Source organism: Mesorhizobium sp. NFR06, from assembly GCF_900115245.1.
In the GTDB taxonomy this organism is placed as follows: Bacteria; Pseudomonadota; Alphaproteobacteria; order Rhizobiales; family Rhizobiaceae; genus Mesorhizobium.
This window is the reverse complement of the sequence record NZ_FOVT01000004.1, coordinates 182,418-204,069: the sequence shown is the minus strand read 5'-3', so window position 1 is coordinate 204,069 and position 21,652 is coordinate 182,418. Positions and strand designations below refer to the sequence as shown.

Sequence of the window (21,652 nt, the reverse complement as noted above, 5' to 3'; positions counted from 1 at the left end):
CCTCTCTTAGCTCAACCCGCCCTGATGCGCCGCGATCGCGCTCAGGAAGATCTCCCCGAACTCCTTGAGCTTCGCCGCGCCCACGCCATTCACCTCGGCAAAGGCGTCGAGGTCGCGCGGGCGGCGCTCGGCCATGTCGATCAAGGTGCGGTCGGAGAACACCACATAGGCCGGCACCTGGCGCTCCTTGGCGAGCCGCAACCGCAGCGTCTTGAGCGCGGCCAGCAGAGAAGTGTCGACGCCCTCGCCGCCCATTGCGGGGCCCTGCACGGCACGTTTCCTGCCGCGCGCGAGACGGTCCCTGCCCTCGACCCGATACTCGAACGCAACCTCGCCATGGCCGAGCGCGCGGCCGCTTTCGGAGATGGCGAGGCCGCCATGGCCGTCGGAATCCGGCACCAGGAAGCCACCGGCGACAAGTTGCCGGATGAGCGACAGCCAGACCGGCTTCCTGTGCATGATGCCGGCCTTGAAGCTGGCGAGCTTCTGATGGCCCCTGGCCAGCACCTTTTCGGTCTCGTGGCCGAGCAGGATGTCGATGACATGGGCGGCGCCGAAGCGCTCGCCGCTCTGCTCGACCGCCGCAAGGATGATCCGCGCCTCCGCGGAGCCATCGGCGCGCGGCGCCTGGTCGAGGCAGTTGTCGCAATTGCCGCAGGCCTGCGCGTCCTCGCCGAAATAACCCAGCAGCACCTGGCGCCGGCACTGCGCCGTCTCGCAATAGCCGATCAGCGTATCCAGACGACGGTGCGCCCGCCTTTTGTGCTCGGGCGAAGTATCCTCGTCGTCGATGAACATCCGGCGCGTGCGGATGTCTCCAAGGCCGTAGAGCATATGCGCTTCCGCCGAGCGGCCGTCGCGGCCGGCGCGGCCGATCTCCTGGTAGTAGGCTTCGAGGCTGCCAGGCAGGTCGGTGTGGAAGACGTAGGCGACATCGGGCTTGTCGATGCCCATGCCGAAGGCGATGGTCGCCACGATGACGACGCCGGACAGGCTCATGAAGGCGTTCTGGTTGGCCTCACGCGCCTCCTTGCTCATGCCAGCGTGATAGGCGAGTGCCCGCACGCCATTCTTCTCCAGGAAAGCCGCCATCTCCTCCGTCTTGCGGCGCGACAGGCAATAGATGATGCCGCTCTTGCCGGGGTGACGCTCGATGAAGCGCAGCAGCTGGCGCTTGCTGTCCTGCTTGGGCTCTATCGCCAACTTGATGTTGGGCCGGTTGAACCCCAGCACCAGGGTTTCGGCGCGGCCGGCAAACAGCCGCGCCTCGATATCGGCGCGCGTCGCTTCGTCCGCCGTCGCCGTCAGCGCGATGATCGGCGCTTGCGGAAAAATGGCGCGGAGCCGCGACAGGTCCTCATATTCGCGCCGGAAGGCCGGACCCCACTGCGAAATGCAATGCGCCTCGTCGATGGCGATCAGGCCGACGTCGAGCCGCGACAGCGCTTCGAGCATCCGCTCCGTCATCAGCCGCTCCGGCGCCAGATAGAGCAGCCGCGTCTGCCCGGACGCCACGCGGCGCCAGGCCGCGACATTGGCCTCGCGGTCGAACGCGGAATTGATCGTCTCGGCGGCCACGCCGGCAAGGCGCAAGGCGGCGACCTGATCCTGCATCAGCGCCACCAGCGGCGAAACCACGATGGTGAGCCCGCCCCTGACCAGCGCCGGAACCTGATAGCAGAGCGATTTGCCCGCGCCGGTCGGCATGACCGCCAGCACATGACGCCCGGCGAGCAACGCCTCGATGACGGCGGCCTGTCCGGGGCGAAAATCGTCAAAGCCGAAGACATCCTTCAGCACGCGCCGCTTGTCATCCTCGGCTCGCATGCCGGCCGCCTGCGCCGGCATCAGGCGGACACCGGACGGCAATTCGTTTTCGGGAGCAGACCTGCCAAGTGATTCACCGCGTGATGCCCTGCAGTAGCGCAGCCGTCATCCGCCGACAACGGGCTTTGCGGGAATCCTGCCGCTTCGCGCCAATGTCGTCATCGGAAAGCGTTACCGGCGCGCCGGCTGGAGTGTTCCGCGGGAGCGTTCTGCGGTGCTATAACGCCTCGCCGCCGGATGCAGGCCGGCGATCCACGCAGAGGAACCTTCGCATGATCGACCCCGCCACGCTCATCACCTACATCGCAGTCGTCCTCGGCTTCGTCTTCATCCCGGGACCGGCAACGCTGCTGACCGTGGCGAGGGCGACGAGCTCGGGCACGAAACTCGGCATTGCCACCGGCGCCGGTGTCGCGGCGGGCGATGTCATCCACACCGTTATGGCGATCGTCGGCATCTCGGCCATCATCGCCGCCTCGGCGATGCTGTTCGGCATCATCAAATATATCGGCGCCGCCTATCTCGTTTACCTCGGCATCCGCGCCATCCTCGAAAAAGCGCCGTCCGACCTGGCGGGCAGGTTGCTGCCCATCACCGCCGGCAAGGCCTTCCGCCAGGCCATTTTCACCGAGGTGCTCAACCCGAAGACCGCGCTCTTCTTCCTCGCCTTCCTGCCGCAATTCGTGCACCCGCAAAACGGTTTCGTGGTGCTGCAGCTGATGACGCTGGGCATCGTTTTCGTCCTGCTTGGGCTGTTCAGCACAGTGGTCTTCGCCGTCAGCGCGGGCGGTCTGGGCTCCTTCCTGCGCCGCAACCCGGCAGTGCTGAAATGGCAGGGCAAGGTGGTCGGCGGCATCTATTGCGCGCTTGGCCTGCGCCTTGCGCTGCAGCAGCGCTGAATTGCGTCAGCCGGAGGAGCCAGCCATGTTACAGCGGAATGGGTGGAGCCGGGGGATTCGTTAAACCTATCTTCACCATCTTGCGGCACCGTTGCCCTCCTGCGGAGATGTTTTGAGTACCGCGGCGGCGCCTCGGGCGCTCAGGCAACAAACCCGCGCCTCATGGCGCGGGTTTTCCTTTCAGACGCTCAAAGCTGAGGCCTCGGGCGAGAAAGTCGGCCCTGCAAGGCGCGAAACTGTCGACCAGCCGCCCGGCCTCCAGCGCCTTGACGCCGTGCACGAGGTTGGACGGCACGATGAAGCTGCCGCCTGTTTCGAGAATCTCCGACCGCCCGTCGACGGTGACCTCGAAGCGTCCTTCGGCGACATAGCTTGCCTGCACATGCGGATGCGAATGCAGCACGCCGACACCGCCCTTCTCGAAGGCGAACTCGACCATCATCAATTCGTTCGTGTGCACCAGCACGCGCCGTCGGTTGCCGTCCGGCGTCGGCTCCCAGGCCTTTTCGCCCGCACGGGAAAACATCTCGGTCATCGCTTGGCTTCCGTTCGAAGTAGGCAGGAAACAGTCACCGCGCCAGCCAGCCGCCATCGACCGGCACCACCGCGCCATGCATGTAGTCCGACGCCCGCGCCAGCAGGAATACGGCCGCATCGCCTATGTCGGCGGGCGCGCCCCAGCGCCCGGCCGGGATGCGCCCGAGGATGGCGGCGCTTCGGTCGGGATCGGCGCGCAGCGCCTCGGTGTTGTTGGTCTCGATATAACCCGGCGCGATGCCGTTGACGTTGATGCCTTTCGCCGCCCACTCACAGGCGAGCAACCTTGTGAGGCCGAGCACGCCGTGCTTCGAGGCCGTGTAGGAGGCGACGCGGATGCCGCCCTGGAAGCTCAGCACCGAGGCGATGTTGACGATCTTGCCGCGCCGTCCCGGTTGTGCAAGCACGCGCCTTGCGAAACCCTGGCAGAGGCGAAAGACCGTCTTCAAATTGATGTCGATGACGTCATCCCAATCGGCTTCGCTCAGGTCCACCGCATCGGCGCGGCGGATGATGCCGGCATTGTTGACCAGTCCGTCGAGCGGGCCGCTTTCGTCCCAGACCTTGTCGAGCATGGCGGCGGCCTCGGCCGGATCGCCGAGGTCGGTCCGTATCGCTTCGAAGCTGCCGCCGGCGGCCGCGACTTTTCCGGCCGTGTCATCCATGGCCGAACGGCCGACGCCGATGACGGCGCCGCCGGCGCGCGCGACCGACACGGCGATGCCTTGCCCGATGCCGGTGTTGGCGCCGGTGACGAGGATGCGCTTGCCCGCGAGGCTGAAGGCGGAAAGATCGTTCACCTGAGCTGATCCATCGCCACCAGGTCGACGTCGGTGTAGTCGACATTGTCGCCGGCCATCGCCCAGATGAAGGCGTAATTGGAGGTGCCGGCGCCGCAATGGATCGACCAGCCCGGCGACAGCACCGCCTCCCCTGCGCGCATGACGATGTGGCGCGTCTCGTCCGGCTCGCCCATGAAGTGGAAGACGCGCTGGCCCTCGGCCAGGTCGAAATAGAGATAGGCTTCCATGCGCCGGTCGTGCACATGGCAAGGCATGGTGTTCCACACCGATCCGGGCGCGAGCTGCGTCATGCCGACGACGAGCTGGCAGGTCTTCACGCCCTCGGCATGGATGAACTGGAAGATCGAGCGCTCGTTGCTGGTCGCCTGGCTGCCGAGATCGAGCCGCCTGGCGTCGCCGATGCGAATCAGCCGGCTGGGATGGGCCTGATGCGCCGGCGCGCTCAACAGGTAGAACTTCGCCGGCTTATCCGGGTCCGCCGAGGCGAACGACACCTCCTGCGTGCCCATGCCGAGATAGACCATGTCGCGCGCCGCCAACTCGTAAGGCAGGCCGTCGGCGGAGACGGTTCCCGCGCCGCCGATGTTGACGGCGATCAGCTCGCGGCGGTCGAGGAACGCCTTGGTGCCAGTAGGCTTGATCGCCTCGAGCGGCAGGATTTTATCCACCGGCATGGCGCCGCCGACGATCATGCGGTCGTAATGCGTGTAGGTCAGGCTGACGAGACCGGGCTGGAAAAGCCCCTCGATGTGGAAATGGTGGCGCAGCTCGTCGGTTCCCATGGCCGCTGCGGCGGCGGGATCGATGGCGAAGCGCGACGAAAACTCGGTGTGTCCCTGGTCCATTTCTACCCTTGCAGGATGATCAGTCGGTCGATGCGGCTTTCAGCGAATTGGCATAGTAGGCCTGCCTCGCCTGCAGCCGCTCGCGATAGCGCTGCTGGCTGCGGGTCAGGTGCGCGCGCATCGCCTCGCGCGCGGCGTCGGCATCGCCGGCCGAGATCGCATTGAGGATGACGAGATGCTCGCGCTGCAGGCCGCGCTGATACTCGTCCGACTGGACGAGCTCGGTCGACCAGGGCGAGGTGACGTCGCAGGGGATGGCGCGGCGGCCCAGCACGTCGAGCATCTCGACATAGAACGGGTTGTTGGTGGCGCTGGCGATCGCCCGGTGGAAGGCGAGGTCGGCCGGACCGGTCGGCTGGCTGTCGAGCAAAAGCCGCTCGAATTCGAAGAAGGCTTCCTGGATCGCCGCCTCCTGCGCGGCATTGCGGCGGATGGCGGCGAGCCCGGCCGATTCGATCTCGATGGCAAGCCGCACCTCGAGCACGTTGAGCGCGATCGAATCCTTGCTGCCCATGTCGGCGGCTAGAACGCCGAAGGCGGTCGAGATATGCTCGGTGACGAAGACGCCGGCGCCCTGCCGCGGTTCGACCAGGCCATCGGCGGCTAGCTTGGCCAGCGCCTCGCGGATGACCGTGCGGCTGACCCCGAAAGTCTCCGTCAGTTGGCCCTCGGTCGGCAGCTTCTGCCCGGGCGAAACCTCGCCCGCCAGCAGCTGCTTGCGGATCGCCGCGACCACCGTTTCCGACAGTTTCGGCTTGCGTTCGACCCTGAGATCCGTTGCGCTATCGGCCACCTGGATGACTCCTAATGAAACATGTTCGGCAGCCACAATGATATTGCCGGCACATAGGTGACAAGCATCAACACCGCGAAAGCCGCGCCGTAGAATGGCCAGATCGACCGCATCGCCGTCCAGATCGGAATGCGGCCGATTGCGCAGCTGACGAAAAGCACTGCGCCGACCGGCGGGGTGCAGAGGCCAATGCCGAGATTGAGGATGAGGATGACGCCGAAATGCACCGGGTCGACTCCATATGCCATGACCACCGGCAAGAAGATCGGCGTGGTGATGATAATCAGCGGTGACATGTCCATGAAGGTGCCGAGGATCAAAAGCACGACGTTGATCAACAGCAGGATGACCAGCTTGTCGCCGGAGATCGACTGCAGGAAGGCGACGAGCGCCGCCGGCACACGCAGATAGGCCAGCAGCCAGCCGAAGGCGGCGGCGCAGCCGATGATCATCAACACCATCGCCGTCGTGCGCACCGCCGCGGTGGTCGCCGCGACGAAGTCGCTCCAGCTCATCGAACGGTAGACGATGAGAGTGACCAGGAAGGCGTAGACGATGGCGATGCAGGAGCTTTCGGTCGCCGTGAAAATGCCGGACCGGACGCCGCCGAAGATGATGCCGATCAGGACGAGGCCCGGAATGGCGGCGAAGAGCAGTTGCAGCGCCCGGCCGAAACCGGCGAAGGGCTCGGTCGGATAGCCGCGCCGGCTGGCCACCCAATAGGCGGTGATCATTAGCGCGAGCGCCAATAGCAGCCCCGGTATGACGCCCGCCGTGAACAGGTCGGCGATCGATATGCGGCCGCCGGCCGAGATGGAATAGATGATCATGTTGTGCGACGGCGGGATCAGCAGGGCGATGATGGCGCCGACCGAGGTGATGTTGACGGCATAGTCGATGCCGTAGCCGCGCGCCTTCATCTGCGGGATCATCAGCCCGCCGACGGCGGACGCATCGGCCACGGCAGAGCCTGAAATGCCGCCGAACATCGTCGATGCGGCGATGTTGACTTGGCCCAAGCCGCCGCGCAGATGGCCGACAACCGAGCCGGCAAGCGCTACGAGGCGGGCAGCGATGCCGCCGCGAACCATCAGGTCGCCGGCGAAGATGAAGAACGGGATGGCCATCAGCGAGAAGACGCTGACGCCCGAATTCAGCCGCTGGAACACCACCACCGGCGGCAGGCCGAGCGCGATGACCGTCGCGAAGCTTGCCACGCCGAGGCAGAAAGCGATCGGCGTGCCGATGATCAGCAGAAAGACGAAGGTGCCGAAAAGCACGGTCAGAGCCATGGTTCACACCTCCTCGCCGGTGGCATGGATGTCGGCATCGACGGGCAGGCCGGCAAAGCGCCCCGCGAGCCGCTCGAGCGAGAACAGGCAGACGAGCGCGCCGCCCAGGATGACCGGCAGGAAGGCCACGCCGCCGGGCAGCATGAGCGACGGCATTACGGTGTTCCAGGTGAGCCTTGCCAGTTGGATGCCGTAGACGATCATGCCGGCGCCGAAAGCCAGCACGACGACGTCGGAGACGGTGCGCAGCACCGCCTTGGCCGAAGCGGGCAGAAAATAGAGCAGCACGTCAAAGCCAAGATGGGTGCGCTCGCGCACGCCGACCGCAGCGCCCAGGAAAATGAACCAGCCCATCAGCAGCACCGAGAAGGCCTCGGTCCAGCTCGGCGAGCGGTTGAGAACATAGCGCGAGAAGACCTGCCAGAAGATGATGATCGTCATCAATGTCAGGCCGGCGCCGCTGATCCACAGCGCCAGCGTCGCCAGGCCCGACAGCAGCCGTTCGGCGCGCAGCCAGAATGCGTTCGAGCCCGGCTGCGCCATGGGCGGCGCAGAGGCTCCTGCGCCGCTCGGCCTGTCGTCCATGCTGGTCATTTCGCGGCCTGAATGCGGGCGGCGAGGTCTTTCAGCTCCGGCGTCGACAGATATTTGTCGTAGACCGGCTTCATCGCGTCGATCAGCGGCTGTTTGTCGATCTCGCTGACCTTGACGCCGGCCTTCTCGACGATGTCGCGCGATTTCTTCTCCTGCGCGTCCCACAGCTCGCGCATCTTGACCACGCTGTCCTTGGCCGCCTGGCGCACGATCGCCTGGTCTTCCGGCGACAGCCTGTCCCAGCTCGCCTTCGACATCACCAACACTTCCGGCACGATCTGGTGCTGGTCGAGCGTGTAATGCTTGGCGACCTCGTAATGCTTGGCGGATTCGAAGCTCGGCCAGTTATTCTCGGCGCCGTCGATGACGCCGGTCTGCAGCGCGGAGTAGACCTCGCCATAGGCCATCGGCGTGGCATTGGCGCCGAGCGCATTGACCATGTCGACGAAGACGTCCGACTGGATGACGCGGAACTTCATGCCCTTGAGGTCGGCGATCGAGGCGATGTCCTTCTTGGTGTTGTAGAAGGAGCGTGCGCCGGAATCGTAGAAGGCGAGGCCGACAAGACCATGCGCCTCGAAGGCCTTTAGGATCTGGTCGCCGACCGGTCCGTCCATGACATGGCGCATATGCTCGACCGAGCGGAACATATAGGGCAGCGACGGCACCGCGGTCTCCGGCACGATGCCGTTGAACGGCCCCATCGAAACGCGATCGAGGTCGATGACGCCGGACTGTGTCTGCTCGATCGTGTCCTTCTCCTCGCCGAGCTGCGCCGAATGATAGACCTCGATCGAATAGCGGCCATTGGTCCGCTGCTTGATCAGCTCGCCCATATATTTGACCGCCTCGACGGTCGGATAGCCGTCGGGATGCGTGTCGGACGAGCGCAGCACAGTCTCGGCGTTGGCGATGCCGATCAACAGCGAACCGAAGGCGAATGCCGCCGCGGTCAATCTCGAAAAATGCAACATGACTTCCTCCCTTATAAAATCATGGGCGCCCGGCTCAGAGCCGGTACGCCTTATTGGCAAGCGTGTAGGCAAGCTCCCGCGCCAGCTCATGCGCCTCCTCCTCCCGGAGGCGATGCTCGGCGACCAGCCGCGCCAGAAAGGCGCAGTCGACACGGCGCGCGACGTCGTGGCGCGCCGGGATCGAGGGAAAGGCGCGCGTGTCGTCGTTGAAGCCGACGGTGTTGTAGAAACCGGCCGTCTCGGTGGTCATCTCGCGGAAGCGGCGCATGCCTTCCGGACTGTCGTGGAACCACCAGGCCGGCCCGAGCTTCAGCGCCGGATAGACGCCGGCAAGCGGCGCCAGCTCGCGCGCGTAGCTGGTCTCGTCGAGCGTGAACAGGATGATTGTGAGGTCGCGCTCCAGCCCGACGCAGTCGAGCAGCGGCTTCAGCGCCGTCACATAATCGGTCCTGGTCGGGATATCGAAACCTTTGTCCCTGCCGAACCTCTGGAAAATAGCCGGCGAATGATTGCGCCAGGAGCCGGGATGGATCTGCATCACTAGTCGATCGTCACGGCTCATCTTGGCCATCTCGGTCAGCATCTGGGCGCGGAACAGTTTGCGCTCGCGCTCATCCCCCGAGCCGCGGCGGATGCGGTTGAACAGCTCCTCGGCCGCGGCATCGGACAGATTGGCGGTCTCGGCGGTCGGATGGCCGTGATCGGACGAGGTCGCGCCGAATTCCTTGAAATAGGCGCGGCGCTGCCAGTGCGCCTCGAGATAGCCGGCCCATGTGCCGGTGTCGCATCCGGTGATTTCGCCAAGACGGTCGAGATTGGCCGAAAAACCTTCGAAGTCGGGATCGACGATGGCATCTGGCCGGTAGGCGGTGACGACACGGCCGTGCCAGCCGCTGTCGCGGATCGTCCGGTGCCATCTGAGGTCGTCGAGCGCGCCTTCGGTCGTGGCGATCACCTCGATGTTGAACCGCTCGAACAGCGCGCGCGGGCGATAATCGTCACGGCGCAGCAGCTCGGCGATCGTGTCGTAGCAGTGGTCGGCGGTGTTCGGATTGAGCGGCGTTTCGATGCCGAACAGATGCTCGAGCACATGGTCGAGCCAGAGCCGGGTCGGCGTGCCGCGGAAGAGATAATAATGCTCGGCAAAGCGCCGCCAGATCGTTCGGCCGTCGGTTTCGACGGGGCCGCCGTCAAACGTCGGCACGCCGAGCTCTTCCAGCCGCACGCCCTGACTGAACAGCATACGAAAAATGTAATGGTCCGGCACGATCAGCAATTGCGCCGGATCGGGGAAAGGGTCGTTCAGCGCGTACCAGCGCGGGTCGGTATGGCCGTGCGGGCTGACGATCGGCAGGTCCTTCACGCCCGCGTAGAGGGCGCGGGCCAATGAACGCGTTTCCGGCGCGAACAACAGGTCCGGATCGGTCAATGCGGCCACTCAGCTCCTCCCAGGCTGCGCTATTGGTAGATCGACAGGAGATAATGTCAACATACAAAAATTATATAGTCATATGATGACTTTCGAGCGGGACGCGGCCATTGTGCGCGGTGACGGCGGATGTTACGCCGCTGCCGTCGTTTTCGCCCCGAGCACCCGATCGGAGACTGAGCTTCCATGAACGGCCGCCTGTCCAACGCCACAATTGCAAAGCTGCCCCCTGAAGTACTGGTGCCTCGTTATGACCGAAATTCCGTCACGCCCGGGATCGTCCATCTTGGCGTCGGCGCCTTTCACCGCGCTCACCAGGCCGCCTATGTCGATGCCTCCCTGGCGGAGGGCGAGAGCGACTGGGGCGTCGTCGGCGTCTCGCTGCGCAGCCCCGACACGCGCGATGCGCTGACACCGCAGGACGGGCTCTACACGCTGGCGGTAAGGGACAGCACCGGCCAGCAGTTGCAGGTCGCAGGTTCGATCCTCTCACTCCTGGTGGCACCGGAAGATCCCGGCGCGGTGCTCGCCGCGCTGACCGACCCGCGCACGCGCATCGTCACGCTGACTATCACTGAAAAAGCCTATCTGAGGGCCGCAGACGGCAGCCTCGACAAAAACCATCCCGACATTGTCCACGACCTGACCAACCCCGGATCGCCGAAGACCGCGCATGGTTTTCTCACCGAGGCGCTTGCGCGCCGCCGCGCCGCCGGCATCCTGCCCTTCACCGTGCTTTGCTGCGACAATCTTCCGGCCAACGGCGCTACGCTGCACAGGCTTCTGGTCGAGTTTGCCAAACTGCGCGACGCCCGTGGCAGCGCAGGCGATAGGCCGTTAGCCGGCTATATCGCCGATGAAGTGGCCTTCCCGTCGAGCATGGTCGACCGCATCGTGCCGGCGACCACCGATGCCGACAGGGCGCGCATTGCAAAAGCGCTCGGCCTCGAGGACGCGTGGCCGGTGATGACCGAGCCGTTCCGCCAGTGGGTGATCGAGGATCGTTTTCCGGCCGGGCGGCCGGCCTGGGAGAAATTCGGCGTCACCATGGTCGAGGATGTCGGTCCCTTCGAGGATATGAAGCTGAGACTGCTCAACGGTGCCCATTCGGGCATCGCCTATCTCGGCCTGCTCAGCGGCCACGCCACCGTCGACCGCGCCTTCGCCGATCCGGCGATCCGCCAGTTCGTCGACCGGCTATGGGTCGAGGCGGTCCCGACGCTGCCGCAGGATGCCGGGCTTGATACCAGCGCCTACACAGCCGAGCTTGCCGAGCGCTTCTCCAACACCGCGCTCGCCCACCGCACCGCGCAGATCGCCAATGACGGCAGCCAGAAATTGCCGCAGCGCATCATCGCCTCCGCGCTTGCAAGGCTTGAGGCTGGCGCCCTGCCCGAACATCTGACGTTGGTGGTGGCCGCCTGGATCGCTGCCTGCGCGGCACGCGGCAAGACCTTGCCCGAGGGCCACTTCACCGACCCGCTCGATACTGCCCTCGACGACCTGTTCAGCCGCAACCTGCCGACGGAACGGTTGACGGCGGCCGTGTTCGAGCTCGCCGGTTTTGCCAAGGGCCATCCGGAACAACAGAAATTGATCGAGTTTGTCGCCACGCATCTGGTCCGTTTCAAGCAAGGCGGACCGAAGCTGGTCTTTGCCGCTCTGGGCATCGGCAACGAACCGCCCAGGCTCGCAGAGTAGCTACTCGCCCGCCGACCCGTTCACGATCTGACGCGCGACGTAGTCGACCCCGTTCGAGTTCCAGAACAGGCGCACCGCCTTCCCGACGAGATTCTCATAGGGAACGAAGCCGACTGTAAACCGGCTGTCCGAGGCATTATCGCGATTGTCGCCCAGCACGAAATAATGGCCTTCGGGGACCTCGAACACGCGCGTGTTGTCACCAGTCGAATTGTCCGTCAGGTCGAGGACGAGATGACTGACGCCTCCCGGCAGGGTCTCGCGCTGAAGCCTGGCCGGCTTGCCCTCATACGCGAAAGTACCGGCATCCTCGAGGCCAACAGCCACACCGTTGATAAGCAGCACGCCGTCGACCATCTGGATCTTCTCGCCGGAAAGACCGACGATCCGCTGGATGTAATCCGCGCTTGGATTCGGCGGGAACTTGAACACCGCCACATCCCCTCGTTTCGGCTCCGCGCCGAACATGCGTCCTTCTATCGGCAGCAGTTTGAACGGCACGCTGTAGCGGCTGTAGCCGTATGCCGTTTTGGACACGAAGAGATAGTCGCCTTCCTGCAAGGTCGGCGTCATGCTGCTGGACGAAATCGAAAACGGCTGGAACAGGAACGAACGGACCACCAGCGCGGCCACAGGTGAGGAAAGAAACACCAGCACCAGCACCCCGACGCCGTGCGCATACCATTTGTCCGGCTGGAAGCGGGGTGCGAAGGGCACGACAAGCGCAACCCACAGTATCATCAGACCGAAGCCTGAAAAGTTGGCCAGCCAGGCAAGGTCCTTGCCAGGCAGCACCGGGAACCCGATGTAGGTGATCGCGAAACTGATGGCGCTGAAGACCATCAGGCTTATGACCGCCAGCCTGCCGGCGCCGATCCAGAGGAACCCGCCGAAAGGTCCGCCGAAAGCCGACACCAGCGCTGTCGACCACCTGGATCGCGACGCGGTTTCCCGCTGATCCGATTGCTGCGTCATCGCCCGTCCCCAAGGCAACCGGACTTTCCACCAAAGAAAAAAGCGGGGCAAGCCCGCTTTTGCAATCTCCGCTGGAAGCCTAAATCTCAGGCCGGCAGCAGCGCGCCTTCCAGCGTGGTGAGTTGGCTGAGGAACTGCTCGGCGCGGCTGCGCGCCACGTCGTCCTTGGCGTCGGCGGCGTCTTCCTTGGCGTCCTGGATGCGGCGGGCGAGGTCCGCGCGGTCGATGTCGTTCACATGCACCGCCGATTCAGCGAGCAGCGTGCAGCCGGACGGCAGGATGTCGGCGAAACCGCCGAACACGACATAGCGATCTTCCTTCCCGGACGCGGCCTTTACCGTGACGACGCCGGGCTTGATGGTGGTCATGACCGGCGCGTGCTGCGCCATCACCGTCATTTCGCCTTCGGCGCCCGGGATGACGACGGACTCGACCTGCTCGGAAACGAGCAGCCGCTCCGGCGAGACCAGTTCGAACTTGAAAGCTTCAGCCATGCCAATTTAGCGAGTAGGGAATAGCGAGTAGCGAGTAGTAAAGAAACTCGGCCGGCCCACTGATCCCTATTCACTACTCCCTATTCGCTATTCGCTTCGTTACGCCGCTTCGGCCGCCAGGCGCTGCGCCTTCTCGACCGCTTCCTCGATGCCGCCGACCATGTAGAAGGCGGCTTCCGGCAGGTGGTCGTAATCGCCGGCGCAAAGGCCCTTGAAGCCCTTGATGGTGTCGGCGAGGTCGACCAGCTTGCCCGGCGAGCCGGTAAACACTTCGGCGACGAAGAACGGCTGCGACAGGAAGCGCTCGATCTTGCGGGCGCGGGCAACCGTCTGCTTGTCCTCTTCCGAAAGCTCGTCCATGCCAAGGATGGCGATGATGTCCTGCAGCGACTTGTAGCGCTGCAGGATCGACTGCACCTGGCGGGCGACCTGGTAGTGCTCCTCGCCGACGACCATCGGGTCGAGCATGCGCGAGGTCGAATCCAGCGGATCGACGGCCGGATAGATGCCCTTTTCCGAGATGGCGCGGTTGAGCACGGTGGTGGCGTCGAGGTGGGCGAAGGAAGTCGCCGGCGCCGGGTCGGTCAAGTCGTCGGCCGGAACGTAGATCGCCTGCACCGAGGTGATCGAGCCCTTGGTCGTCGTCGTGATGCGTTCCTGCAGCGCGCCCATGTCGGTGGCCAAAGTCGGCTGATAACCCACGGCCGAAGGAATACGGCCGAGCAGCGCCGACACTTCCGAGCCCGCCTGGGTGAAGCGGAAGATGTTGTCGACGAAGAACAGCACGTCCTGGCCCTGGTCGCGGAAATATTCGGCGACGGTGAGACCGGTCAGGCCGACGCGGGCGCGCGCGCCCGGCGGCTCGTTCATCTGGCCATAGACCAGCGCTGCCTTCGAGCCCTGGCCGCCGCCCTTCTTGTTGACGCCTGATTCGATGAATTCGTGATAGAGGTCGTTGCCTTCGCGGGTGCGCTCGCCGACGCCGGCGAACACCGAGAAGCCGCCGTGGGCCTTGGCGACGTTGTTGATCAGCTCCTGGATCAGCACCGTCTTGCCGACGCCGGCGCCGCCGAACAGGCCGATCTTGCCGCCGCGGGCATAAGGCGCCAAGAGGTCGAGAACCTTGATGCCGGTGACCAGGATCTGCGCTTCCGTCGACTGGTCGACATAGGCCGGAGCCGGCTGGTGGATGGCGCGCTGTTCGATGCCGTCCACCGGGCCTTCCTCGTCGACCGGCTCGCCGATGACGTTGATGATGCGGCCGAGCAAGCCCGGGCCGACCGGAACCGAGATCGGCGCACCGGTGTCATAAACGTCCTGGCCGCGGACGAGACCTTCGGTGGAGTCCATGGCGATGCAGCGCACGGTGTTCTCGCCGAGATGCTGGGCGACCTCGAGAACCAGGCGGTTACCGACATTTTGCGTTTCGAGCGCGTTCAGAATAGCCGGCAGATGATCTTCGAACTGCACGTCGACGACGGCGCCGATGACCTGGCGGACCTTGCCGGCTGCGCCGACCCGCTTCGTCGCGACACTCGCCGCCTTGGCCGGAACCGCAGCCTTGGCCGGAGCGGCCGCCTTCTTCGCCGGAGCGGCGGCCTTCGCGGCTGCTGCCGGGGCCTTTGCTGCCTTGGGGGCCGGTGCCGCCTTGGCGGCGGTCTTCGGGGTAGCTGCTTTCGCCATCGTCTTTGCCCTTCTCGTCTATCCGTTGTTCACGCTGCCCGCCGGGAGATCCCGCGCGGCGCGCCTAGAGCGCCTCGGCGCCCGAAATGATTTCGATCAGTTCCTTGGTGATCTGCGCCTGCCGCTGGCGGTTGTAGGTGATCGACAGTTTGTTGATCATGTCGCCGGCATTGCGCGTCGCATTGTCCATCGCGCTCATCTTGGCACCCATCTCGCCGGCCGCGTTTTCCAGCAGCGCGCGGAAGATCTGCACGGCGATGTTGCGCGGGATGAGGTCGGAGAGGATTTCGCCCGGCTCCGGCTCGTATTCGTAGACCGCGCCGCCGGCGCCGTTGCCGGTCTCTGTCGCCGCGGAAGCCTGCCCCGCCGGGATGATCTGCTGCGCCGTCGGGATCTGGCTGATCACTGACTTGAACTGCGAATAGAACAGCGTGCAGATGTCGAAGCTGCCCTCGTTGAACAGGTGAATGACCTTGCGCGCGATCGCATCGGCATTGACGAAGCCGAGCGTCTTGACCTCGCGCAGATCGACGCGCTCGAGGATCAGCGAGCCGTAGTCGCGGCGCAGGATGTCAAAACCCTTCTTGCCGACGCAGATGATCTTGACCTGCTTGCCGTCGGCCAGCAGCCTGCGGATGTGATCGCGGGCGAGGCGCGCGATCTGCGAGTTGAAGCCGCCGCACAGGCCGCGCTCGGCGGTGCAGACGATGAGCAGATGCACGTCGTCCCTGCCGGTGCCGGTCATCAGCGCCGGGGCATCGCCGCCACCGCCGATTGCCTGGGTGATGTTGGCCAGAACCGCGCCCATGCGCTCGGAATAGGGACGCGCCGCTTCCGCCGCTTCCTGCGCGCGGCGCAGCTTCGCCGCGGCGACCATCTGCATCGCCTTGGTGATCTTCTGCGTCGCCTTGACCGAGGCGATACGGTTACGAAGGTCTTTTAATGAAGGCATGCTTCAAACCTGATCCCGTGCGTCCGGCTTCTTGTTAGGCGAAGGTCTTGGCAAAAGCGTCGATCTCGGCCTTGAGCTTGGCGCGCAGGTCGTCCGACAGCGCCTTCTCCTTGCGGATGCCGTCGAGCACGTCCTTGCCGGCCGAGCGCATGTGGCTGAGCAGGCCATGCTCGAACCTGCTGACCTGGTTGAGCGCCAGCTTGTCGAGATAGCCGTTGACGCCGGCGAAGATCACCGCGACTTGTTCTTCCGTCTTCAGCGGTGAGAACTGCGGCTGCTTGAGCAGCTCGGTCAGGCGCGAACCGCGGTTCAAGAGGCGCTGCGTGGCGGCGTCGAGGTCCGAGCCGAACTGCGCGAAGGCCGCCATTTCACGGTACTGCGCGAGCTCGCCCTTGATCGAGCCGGCGACCTGCTTCATCGCCTTGACCTGCGCCGAGGAGCCGACACGCGACACCGACAGGCCGACGTTGACCGCCGGACGGATGCCCTGGAAAAACAGGTTGGTCTCGAGGAAGATCTGGCCGTCGGTGATCGAGATCACGTTGGTCGGAATGTAGGCCGACACGTCGTTGGCCTGCGTCTCGATGATCGGCAGTGCGGTCAGCGAACCATTGCCGTTGTCGTCGTTGAGCTTGGCGGCGCGCTCGAGCAGGCGCGAGTGGAGATAGAAGACGTCGCCCGGATAGGCTTCGCGGCCCGGCGGGCGGCGTAGCAGGAGCGACATCTGGCGGTAGGCGACGGCCTGCTTCGACAGATCGTCATAGCTGATCAGCGCGTGCATGCCGTTGTCGCGGAAATACTCGCCCATGGTGCAGCCGGCGAACGGCGCCAAGAACTGCATCGGCGCCGGATCGGACGCGGTGGCGGCGATGATGATGGAGTAGTCGAGCGCGCCGCGCTCTTCCAGCACCTTGACGAACTGCGCGACGGTCGAGCGCTTCTGGCCGACGGCGACGTAGACGCAGTAGAGCTTTTCCTTCTCCGGGCCGTTGTCGTGCACCGACTTCTGGTTCAGCATCGTGTCGAGGATGATGGCGGTCTTGCCGGTCTGGCGGTCGCCGATGACCAGCTCGCGCTGGCCGCGGCCAACCGGGATCAGCGCGTCGATGGCTTTGAGGCCCGTCGACATCGGCTCATGCACCGACTTGCGCGGAATGATGCCGGGCGCTTTGACGTCGACGCGCTTGCGTTCGGTCGCCTTGATCGGGCCCTTGCCGTCGATCGGGTTGCCGAGCGCGTCGACCACGCGGCCGAGCAGGCCCGGGCCGACCGGAACGTCGACGATGGCGCCGGTGCGCTTGACGGTGTCGCCTTCCTTGATGTCGCGGTCGGCGCCGAAGATGACGACGCCGACATTGTCGGCTTCGAGGTTCAGCGCCATGCCGCGGATGCCGCCGGGGAATTCGACCATCTCGCCGGCCTGGACGTTGTCGAGGCCGTAGACGCGGGCGATGCCGTCACCGACGGACAGAACCTGACCGACTTCGGAGACCTCGGCCTCCTTGCCGAAATTCTTGATCTGGTCTTTCAGAATTGCGGAAATTTCCGCGGCGCGGATGTCCATCAGCCGACCTCTTTCAGTGCAAGCTTGAGCGAATTGAGTTTGGTTTTGAGCGACGTATCGATCTGGCGCGAGCCCATCTTGACGATCAGGCCGCCGAGCAGCGACGGATCGACGGTCATGGCGATGGCCACATCCTTGCCGGCGATGCCCTTCAGCGCCGCCTTGAGTTCAGTCTGCTGCGCGGTCGTCAGCGCGTGCGCCGACGTGACCTCGGCCGCGGCCTCGCCGCGATGATCGGCGGCGATCTGGCGGAACGCCTTGATCATGCCGGGCACGGCGAACAGTCGGCGGTTCTTGGCCACGACGCGCAGGAAATTGCCGACCAGGCCGGTGATCTTGGCCTTGTCGGCGATGGCGGCGATGGCCCTTGCCTGGTCCTCGCTGGAGAACACCGGGCTGTTGATCAGCCGGGAAAGATCCGCGCTGTCGTTGAGCATCGTCTCGAAGCTGGTCAGATCCGTCTCGACATTGGCGACCGACTTTTCCTGCAACGCAAGCTCGAACAGCGAGCCTGCGTAGCGTTCTGCGACAGCTGAGATTGGCGATGACGATTGGGCCACGGACCGTCTTTTCTCTTGTCTGAGAGGCCGCAGATTGTTGGCGCGAGCAAAAACTCTGGCTAAATCTTTGACCTTACTGCGATTTTTCCAAGCACGGAGGGATGGCTTCCGCTATCCCCGGCCGAAAGTCGATTGCCGTCTAGCACAGGCCTTTTAAGACCGCAATGCATCGTCCGGCATGCTTTTCAGGCACTTTTGTCGCATCGGGCGGCAGAGTCCAGCGGAAGTGCCGCATTAGTCGCGAATTCACGGCGCAAAGCCGAAGGCGAAGGCCAGCGGCAACGCCGCCAGCACCAGTTCTACGACGATGGAGGCCCAGTTGAACGGAGTGTTGGCGCCGTCGGACATCATGGACAGCAGCCGGCCGAAAGCAGTGAACAGCCAGGAGAAGCCCAGCGCCATATAAAGCAGCGGCTGCGCCAAAAGGATGCAGCACAGGCTGACGCCGAGATAGAAGCCCGCCATGCGGCCGCGCCCCTCGGCGATCGCCGCCGCCTTGTCCGGCCTTGGCTGCAGACGCAGCACGCGAAAGGCAAGCCCCGGCGCCAGAAACAGGAACAGTCCCAGAGCCAACGTCACGACGGCGCTCGACCAGGCCAGCCATTCGCCCTGGCTCGCGGGCCACGGAAACGCAAAGTCCATATGATCCCCCTCGTATTTCTTGTCTGAATGTGAGGCATTCTAGCGAGGGAAAAGCGGCGCGCCAGATAGCGGCCGGCACATTAGGAAGGGCGCATCAGCCGAGCGCGAAATCGATCGCGGCCTCGGCATGGATGCGCGTGGTGTCGAACACCGGAATGTCGAAGTCGCCCTGGCCGATCAGCATGGTGATTTCGGTGCAGCCCATGATGACGCTGTCCACCCGGTCGTCACGTTGCATGCGGCCGACTTCATCGAGATAAGCAGATCTCGATTCGGGCCTGACGATGCCCTGGCAGAGCTCGTCATAGATTACCTTGTGCACCATGTCGCGGCCGGCCTTGTTCGGCACGATCGGCCGCAAGCCGTATTCGCCGGCGAGCCGCCCTTTGTAGAAATCCTGCTCCATGGTGAAGCGCGTCGCGAGCAGCGCCGGTCGTTTGCCGCCTGCGCCGACGACGGCACGACCCGTCGCGTCGGCGATGTGGATGAGCGGGATCGAGACGGCCGCCTGCACGGCATCGGCGAGCTTGTGCATGGTGTTGGTGCAGATCACCAACGCTTCGGCGCCACCCGACTCCAGCTTGCGCGCGGCCTCCACGAGAAGAACGCCGGCGCCTTTCCAATCGCCCGCATGCTGCCGTTCGGCGATCTCGGCGAAATCGAACGACCACAGGAGCAGCTTCGCGGAATGCAGGCCGCCGAGCCGCTCGCGCACGATCTCATTGAGCAGGCGATAATAGATCGCGGTCGATTCCCAGCTCATGCCGCCGATAAGGCCAAGGGTTTTCATAAGCGGGCACTCCGTTGGGACTGTCTCTCTCGCTTATAGGAAGCTCTGCGGGTCGATGTCGACCTGCACGCGCACCGAGCCCCTCAGCTTCGGCCCCTCGGCCAGCATGGCGCGGATGAAGCCTTGCATGTCCGCACGTCGCTCGCCCTGCACCAGCAGGCGGAAGCGGTGGCGGCCGCCGATGAGCGACAGCGGCGCCTCAGCCGGGCCCAGCACGAATAGATCCGAGGCCGTCGGCGCCGCGCGCCTTAAGGCCCTCGCGTGGCCCTCGGCTTCGCCCCGTGTCGCGGCGCTGACGATGATGCCGGCGAGCCGTCCGAAGGGCGGCAAAGCCGCGCGTTCGCGCTCGGCGATCTCGCGCTCGTAAAAGGCTTCCGAATCGCCGGAAACGATCGCCCGCATCACCGGATGGTCGGGCTGGTACGTCTGTAAGAGGCCAAGGCTCTTCTTGCCGGTGCGGCCGGCGCGCCCCGTCACCTGGCTGAGCAGTTGGAAGGTGCGCTCGGCGGCGCGCGGATCGCCATTGGCAAGCCCGAGATCGGCGTCGACCACCCCGACCAATGTCATGCCCGGGAAGTTATGTCCCTTTGCGACCAGTTGCGTGCCGATGACGATGTCGGCCTCGCCATTAGCGACGGCCTCCAGCTCGAGTCGAAGCCGACGCACGCCGCCCAGAAGGTCCGAGGAAAGCACGATGGTGCGGGCATCCGGAAAATGCCCCACCACTTCCTCCGCGATGCGCTCGACGCCCGGCCCGCAGGCGACGAGGTGATCAAGCGTGCCGCATTCCGGGCAGGCTTCCGGCCGCCGCTCATTGTGGCCGCAATGATGGCAGACGAGCTGGCCGCGAAACCGATGCTCGACCAGCCAGGCCGAGCAGACCGGGCAGCCGAAGCGGTGGCCGCAGACGCGGCACAACGTCAGCGGCGCATAGCCGCGCCGGTTGAGGAAAAGCAGCGACTGCTCTTTTTTCTCCAGCGTGCGCTGCATCTGCTGCAAAAGCAGAGGCGACAGGAAGCCGCCACGCGCCGGGGGCGAACGCCGCATGTCGATCGACTTGAGGTCGGGAAGCGCCGCCTCGGCGAAGCGCGACGACAGCACGGCCCGCTCGTATCGACCATGGCTGGCGTTGACCCGGCTTTCCACCGACGGCGTCGCCGAGGCCAGCACGACGGGAAAGCCGCCGATATGGCCGCGCACCACCGCCATGTCGCGCGCATTGTAAAAGACGCGGTCCTCCTGCTTGTAGGCGGGATCATGCTCCTCGTCGACGACGATCAGGCCGAGGTCCTTGAACGGCAGGAACAGCGCCGAGCGCGCGCCGGCGACGACGCGCACGCCGCCTTCGGCCACCTGCCGCCAGACGCGTTCACGCATCCGGGGCGGCAGGTCGGAATGCCACTCCGCCGGCTTGGCCCCGAACCGGTCCTGGAAGCGTTCGAGGAAGGCATGGGTGAGCGCGATTTCCGGCAAGAGGATCAGCACCTGCTTGCCCCGGTCGAGCGCCGCCGCCACCGCTTCGAAATAGACTTCCGTCTTGCCTGACCCGGTGACGCCGTCGAGCAGGGTGACGTTGAAGGCATCGGCCGTGATTGCCGCGCGCATTTTCTCGGCCGCGGCTTTCTGGTCGGGCATCAGCTCCGGCATCGCGTGGCTCGGATCGGGCGCCGCCACCACGAGCCGCGGCGGGATCTTCACCGTCTCGAACACGCCCTGCGCCCGCAAGCCGTCGATGACGGTGGAGGACACGCCCGCCGCATGCGCCAGCCCCGAGCGCGTCCAGGCAAGTCCGCCTTGCGCCGTCTCCAGCACGCGCCGCCGCGCATCCGTCAACCGATCGGGCGCTGCCAGCGTGCGCTGCAATCCTTCGATCCACGGCTCCGGATCGAAAGCCTCGGGAGCTCTGAGCAGCATGCGCGCAACCATGCCGGGGGCCGACAATGTGTAATGCGCGATCCAGTCGACGAAGCGGCGCATCGCCTTGTCGATCGGCGGGCAATCGAAGACCTCTTCGATCGGCCGCAGTTTCTTGGCATCGACCGTCTCGACCGCGCCGTCCCAGACGATGCCCGCAACCTGGCGCGGCCCGAGCGGCACGCGCACGATCGAGCCCGGCACCACGCGCATGCCAGCCGGCACGGCATAGGTGTAGGGCCGTTCGGCGGGCATCGGCACCAGCACCGGCGCGGCCGCGACAAAGGGCGAATCTTCCATCATCAGGCGTGACCTTGCCCTGACTTTGGTCTAGATCAAAGGGGACCCTCGCATGTGCCTGGCCGACGCCAGGCGATCCCCAAG

Annotated in this window: 20 protein-coding genes; 2 read left to right on the top strand and 18 right to left on the bottom strand. The window is 65.1% G+C overall.

The window, feature by feature from the left end:
• Nucleotides 1-6 precede the first annotated feature (6 nt).
• The gene (recQ, locus tag F3H96_RS09870; RefSeq protein ID WP_149791925.1) at nucleotides 7-1,848 is read right to left on the bottom strand and encodes a DNA helicase RecQ; all 1,842 of its coding nucleotides are present in this window, start codon (nucleotides 1,846-1,848) and stop codon (nucleotides 7-9) included.
• Between the two features lie 251 nt (nucleotides 1,849-2,099).
• On the opposite strand from recQ, the gene F3H96_RS09865 reads away from it, so the two are divergent.
• Nucleotides 2,100-2,726, top strand: coding sequence for a LysE family translocator (locus tag F3H96_RS09865; protein WP_149791753.1), 627 nt, complete (start codon nucleotides 2,100-2,102; stop codon nucleotides 2,724-2,726).
• A 160-nt stretch (nucleotides 2,727-2,886) separates the two neighbouring features.
• On the opposite strand, the gene F3H96_RS09860 is transcribed toward F3H96_RS09865, so the two are convergent.
• The 8 genes from F3H96_RS09860 to uxaC are packed head-to-tail and all read right to left on the bottom strand — an operon-like array spanning nucleotide 2,887 to nucleotide 10,002.
• Complete coding sequence (locus F3H96_RS09860; RefSeq protein WP_149791752.1) at nucleotides 2,887-3,261, bottom strand: cupin domain-containing protein; 375 nt, start codon at nucleotides 3,259-3,261, stop codon at nucleotides 2,887-2,889.
• A 34-nt stretch (nucleotides 3,262-3,295) separates the two neighbouring features.
• A complete protein-coding gene (gene kduD / locus F3H96_RS09855; RefSeq protein ID WP_149791751.1) occupies nucleotides 3,296-4,063 on the bottom strand; it encodes a 2-dehydro-3-deoxy-D-gluconate 5-dehydrogenase KduD in 768 nt (255 codons plus the stop codon).
• Nucleotides 4,060-4,911 (bottom strand): 5-dehydro-4-deoxy-D-glucuronate isomerase, encoded by an 852-nt coding sequence (gene kduI / locus F3H96_RS09850; RefSeq protein WP_149791750.1) that lies wholly within the window; start codon nucleotides 4,909-4,911, stop codon nucleotides 4,060-4,062. Before kduI ends, kduD begins: the two co-directional genes overlap by 4 nt.
• A 19-nt stretch (nucleotides 4,912-4,930) precedes the next feature.
• Nucleotides 4,931-5,704: a FadR/GntR family transcriptional regulator gene (locus F3H96_RS09845; protein WP_149791749.1), complete on the bottom strand. Its 774-nt coding sequence runs from the start codon at nucleotides 5,702-5,704 to the stop codon at nucleotides 4,931-4,933.
• An 11-nt stretch (nucleotides 5,705-5,715) separates the two neighbouring features.
• Nucleotides 5,716-6,996: a TRAP transporter large permease gene (locus tag F3H96_RS09840; protein WP_149791748.1), complete on the bottom strand. Its 1,281-nt coding sequence runs from the start codon at nucleotides 6,994-6,996 to the stop codon at nucleotides 5,716-5,718.
• Nucleotides 6,997-6,999: 3 nt separating this feature from the next.
• The gene (locus F3H96_RS09835) at nucleotides 7,000-7,539 is read right to left on the bottom strand and encodes a TRAP transporter small permease (RefSeq protein ID WP_149791747.1); all 540 of its coding nucleotides are present in this window, start codon (nucleotides 7,537-7,539) and stop codon (nucleotides 7,000-7,002) included.
• Nucleotides 7,540-7,586: 47 nt separating this feature from the next.
• Nucleotides 7,587-8,564 (bottom strand): TRAP transporter substrate-binding protein, encoded by a 978-nt coding sequence (locus F3H96_RS09830; RefSeq protein WP_149791746.1) that lies wholly within the window; start codon nucleotides 8,562-8,564, stop codon nucleotides 7,587-7,589.
• 34 nt (nucleotides 8,565-8,598) lie between these two features.
• Nucleotides 8,599-10,002 (bottom strand): glucuronate isomerase, encoded by a 1,404-nt coding sequence (gene uxaC / locus F3H96_RS09825; RefSeq protein ID WP_149791745.1) that lies wholly within the window; start codon nucleotides 10,000-10,002, stop codon nucleotides 8,599-8,601.
• 177 nt (nucleotides 10,003-10,179) lie between these two features.
• Between uxaC and F3H96_RS09820 the strand changes: the two genes are divergently transcribed.
• Nucleotides 10,180-11,694, top strand: a complete 1,515-nt coding sequence (locus F3H96_RS09820; protein WP_149791744.1) for a mannitol dehydrogenase family protein — start codon at nucleotides 10,180-10,182, stop codon at nucleotides 11,692-11,694.
• Here F3H96_RS09820 and lepB read toward each other — a convergent pair whose 3' ends face one another.
• The 9 genes from lepB to F3H96_RS09775 form a co-directional block, all read right to left on the bottom strand.
• Complete coding sequence (gene lepB, locus F3H96_RS09815) at nucleotides 11,695-12,669, bottom strand: signal peptidase I (protein ID WP_348530053.1); 975 nt, start codon at nucleotides 12,667-12,669, stop codon at nucleotides 11,695-11,697.
• An 86-nt stretch (nucleotides 12,670-12,755) separates the two neighbouring features.
• Nucleotides 12,756-13,163, bottom strand: a complete 408-nt coding sequence (locus F3H96_RS09810; RefSeq protein WP_149791743.1) for a F0F1 ATP synthase subunit epsilon — start codon at nucleotides 13,161-13,163, stop codon at nucleotides 12,756-12,758.
• 99 nt (nucleotides 13,164-13,262) lie between these two features.
• Complete coding sequence (gene atpD / locus F3H96_RS09805; RefSeq protein ID WP_149791742.1) at nucleotides 13,263-14,846, bottom strand: F0F1 ATP synthase subunit beta; 1,584 nt, start codon at nucleotides 14,844-14,846, stop codon at nucleotides 13,263-13,265.
• 64 nt (nucleotides 14,847-14,910) lie between these two features.
• Nucleotides 14,911-15,798, bottom strand: coding sequence for a F0F1 ATP synthase subunit gamma (locus F3H96_RS09800; RefSeq protein ID WP_149791741.1), 888 nt, complete (start codon nucleotides 15,796-15,798; stop codon nucleotides 14,911-14,913).
• A gap of 34 nt (nucleotides 15,799-15,832) precedes the next feature.
• Nucleotides 15,833-17,362, bottom strand: coding sequence for a F0F1 ATP synthase subunit alpha (gene atpA / locus F3H96_RS09795; protein ID WP_149791740.1), 1,530 nt, complete (start codon nucleotides 17,360-17,362; stop codon nucleotides 15,833-15,835).
• Nucleotides 17,362-17,922 (bottom strand): F0F1 ATP synthase subunit delta, encoded by a 561-nt coding sequence (locus tag F3H96_RS09790; protein WP_149791739.1) that lies wholly within the window; start codon nucleotides 17,920-17,922, stop codon nucleotides 17,362-17,364. Before F3H96_RS09790 ends, atpA begins: the two co-directional genes overlap by 1 nt.
• 246 nt (nucleotides 17,923-18,168) lie before the next feature.
• Nucleotides 18,169-18,564 (bottom strand): DUF4345 family protein, encoded by a 396-nt coding sequence (locus tag F3H96_RS09785; RefSeq protein ID WP_149791738.1) that lies wholly within the window; start codon nucleotides 18,562-18,564, stop codon nucleotides 18,169-18,171.
• A gap of 94 nt (nucleotides 18,565-18,658) precedes the next feature.
• Nucleotides 18,659-19,354, bottom strand: a complete 696-nt coding sequence (locus tag F3H96_RS09780) for an aspartate/glutamate racemase family protein (protein ID WP_149791737.1) — start codon at nucleotides 19,352-19,354, stop codon at nucleotides 18,659-18,661.
• A 33-nt stretch (nucleotides 19,355-19,387) separates the two neighbouring features.
• Nucleotides 19,388-21,571, bottom strand: coding sequence for a primosomal protein N' (locus F3H96_RS09775; protein ID WP_149791736.1), 2,184 nt, complete (start codon nucleotides 21,569-21,571; stop codon nucleotides 19,388-19,390).
• Between the last annotated feature and the right edge of the window lie 81 nt (nucleotides 21,572-21,652).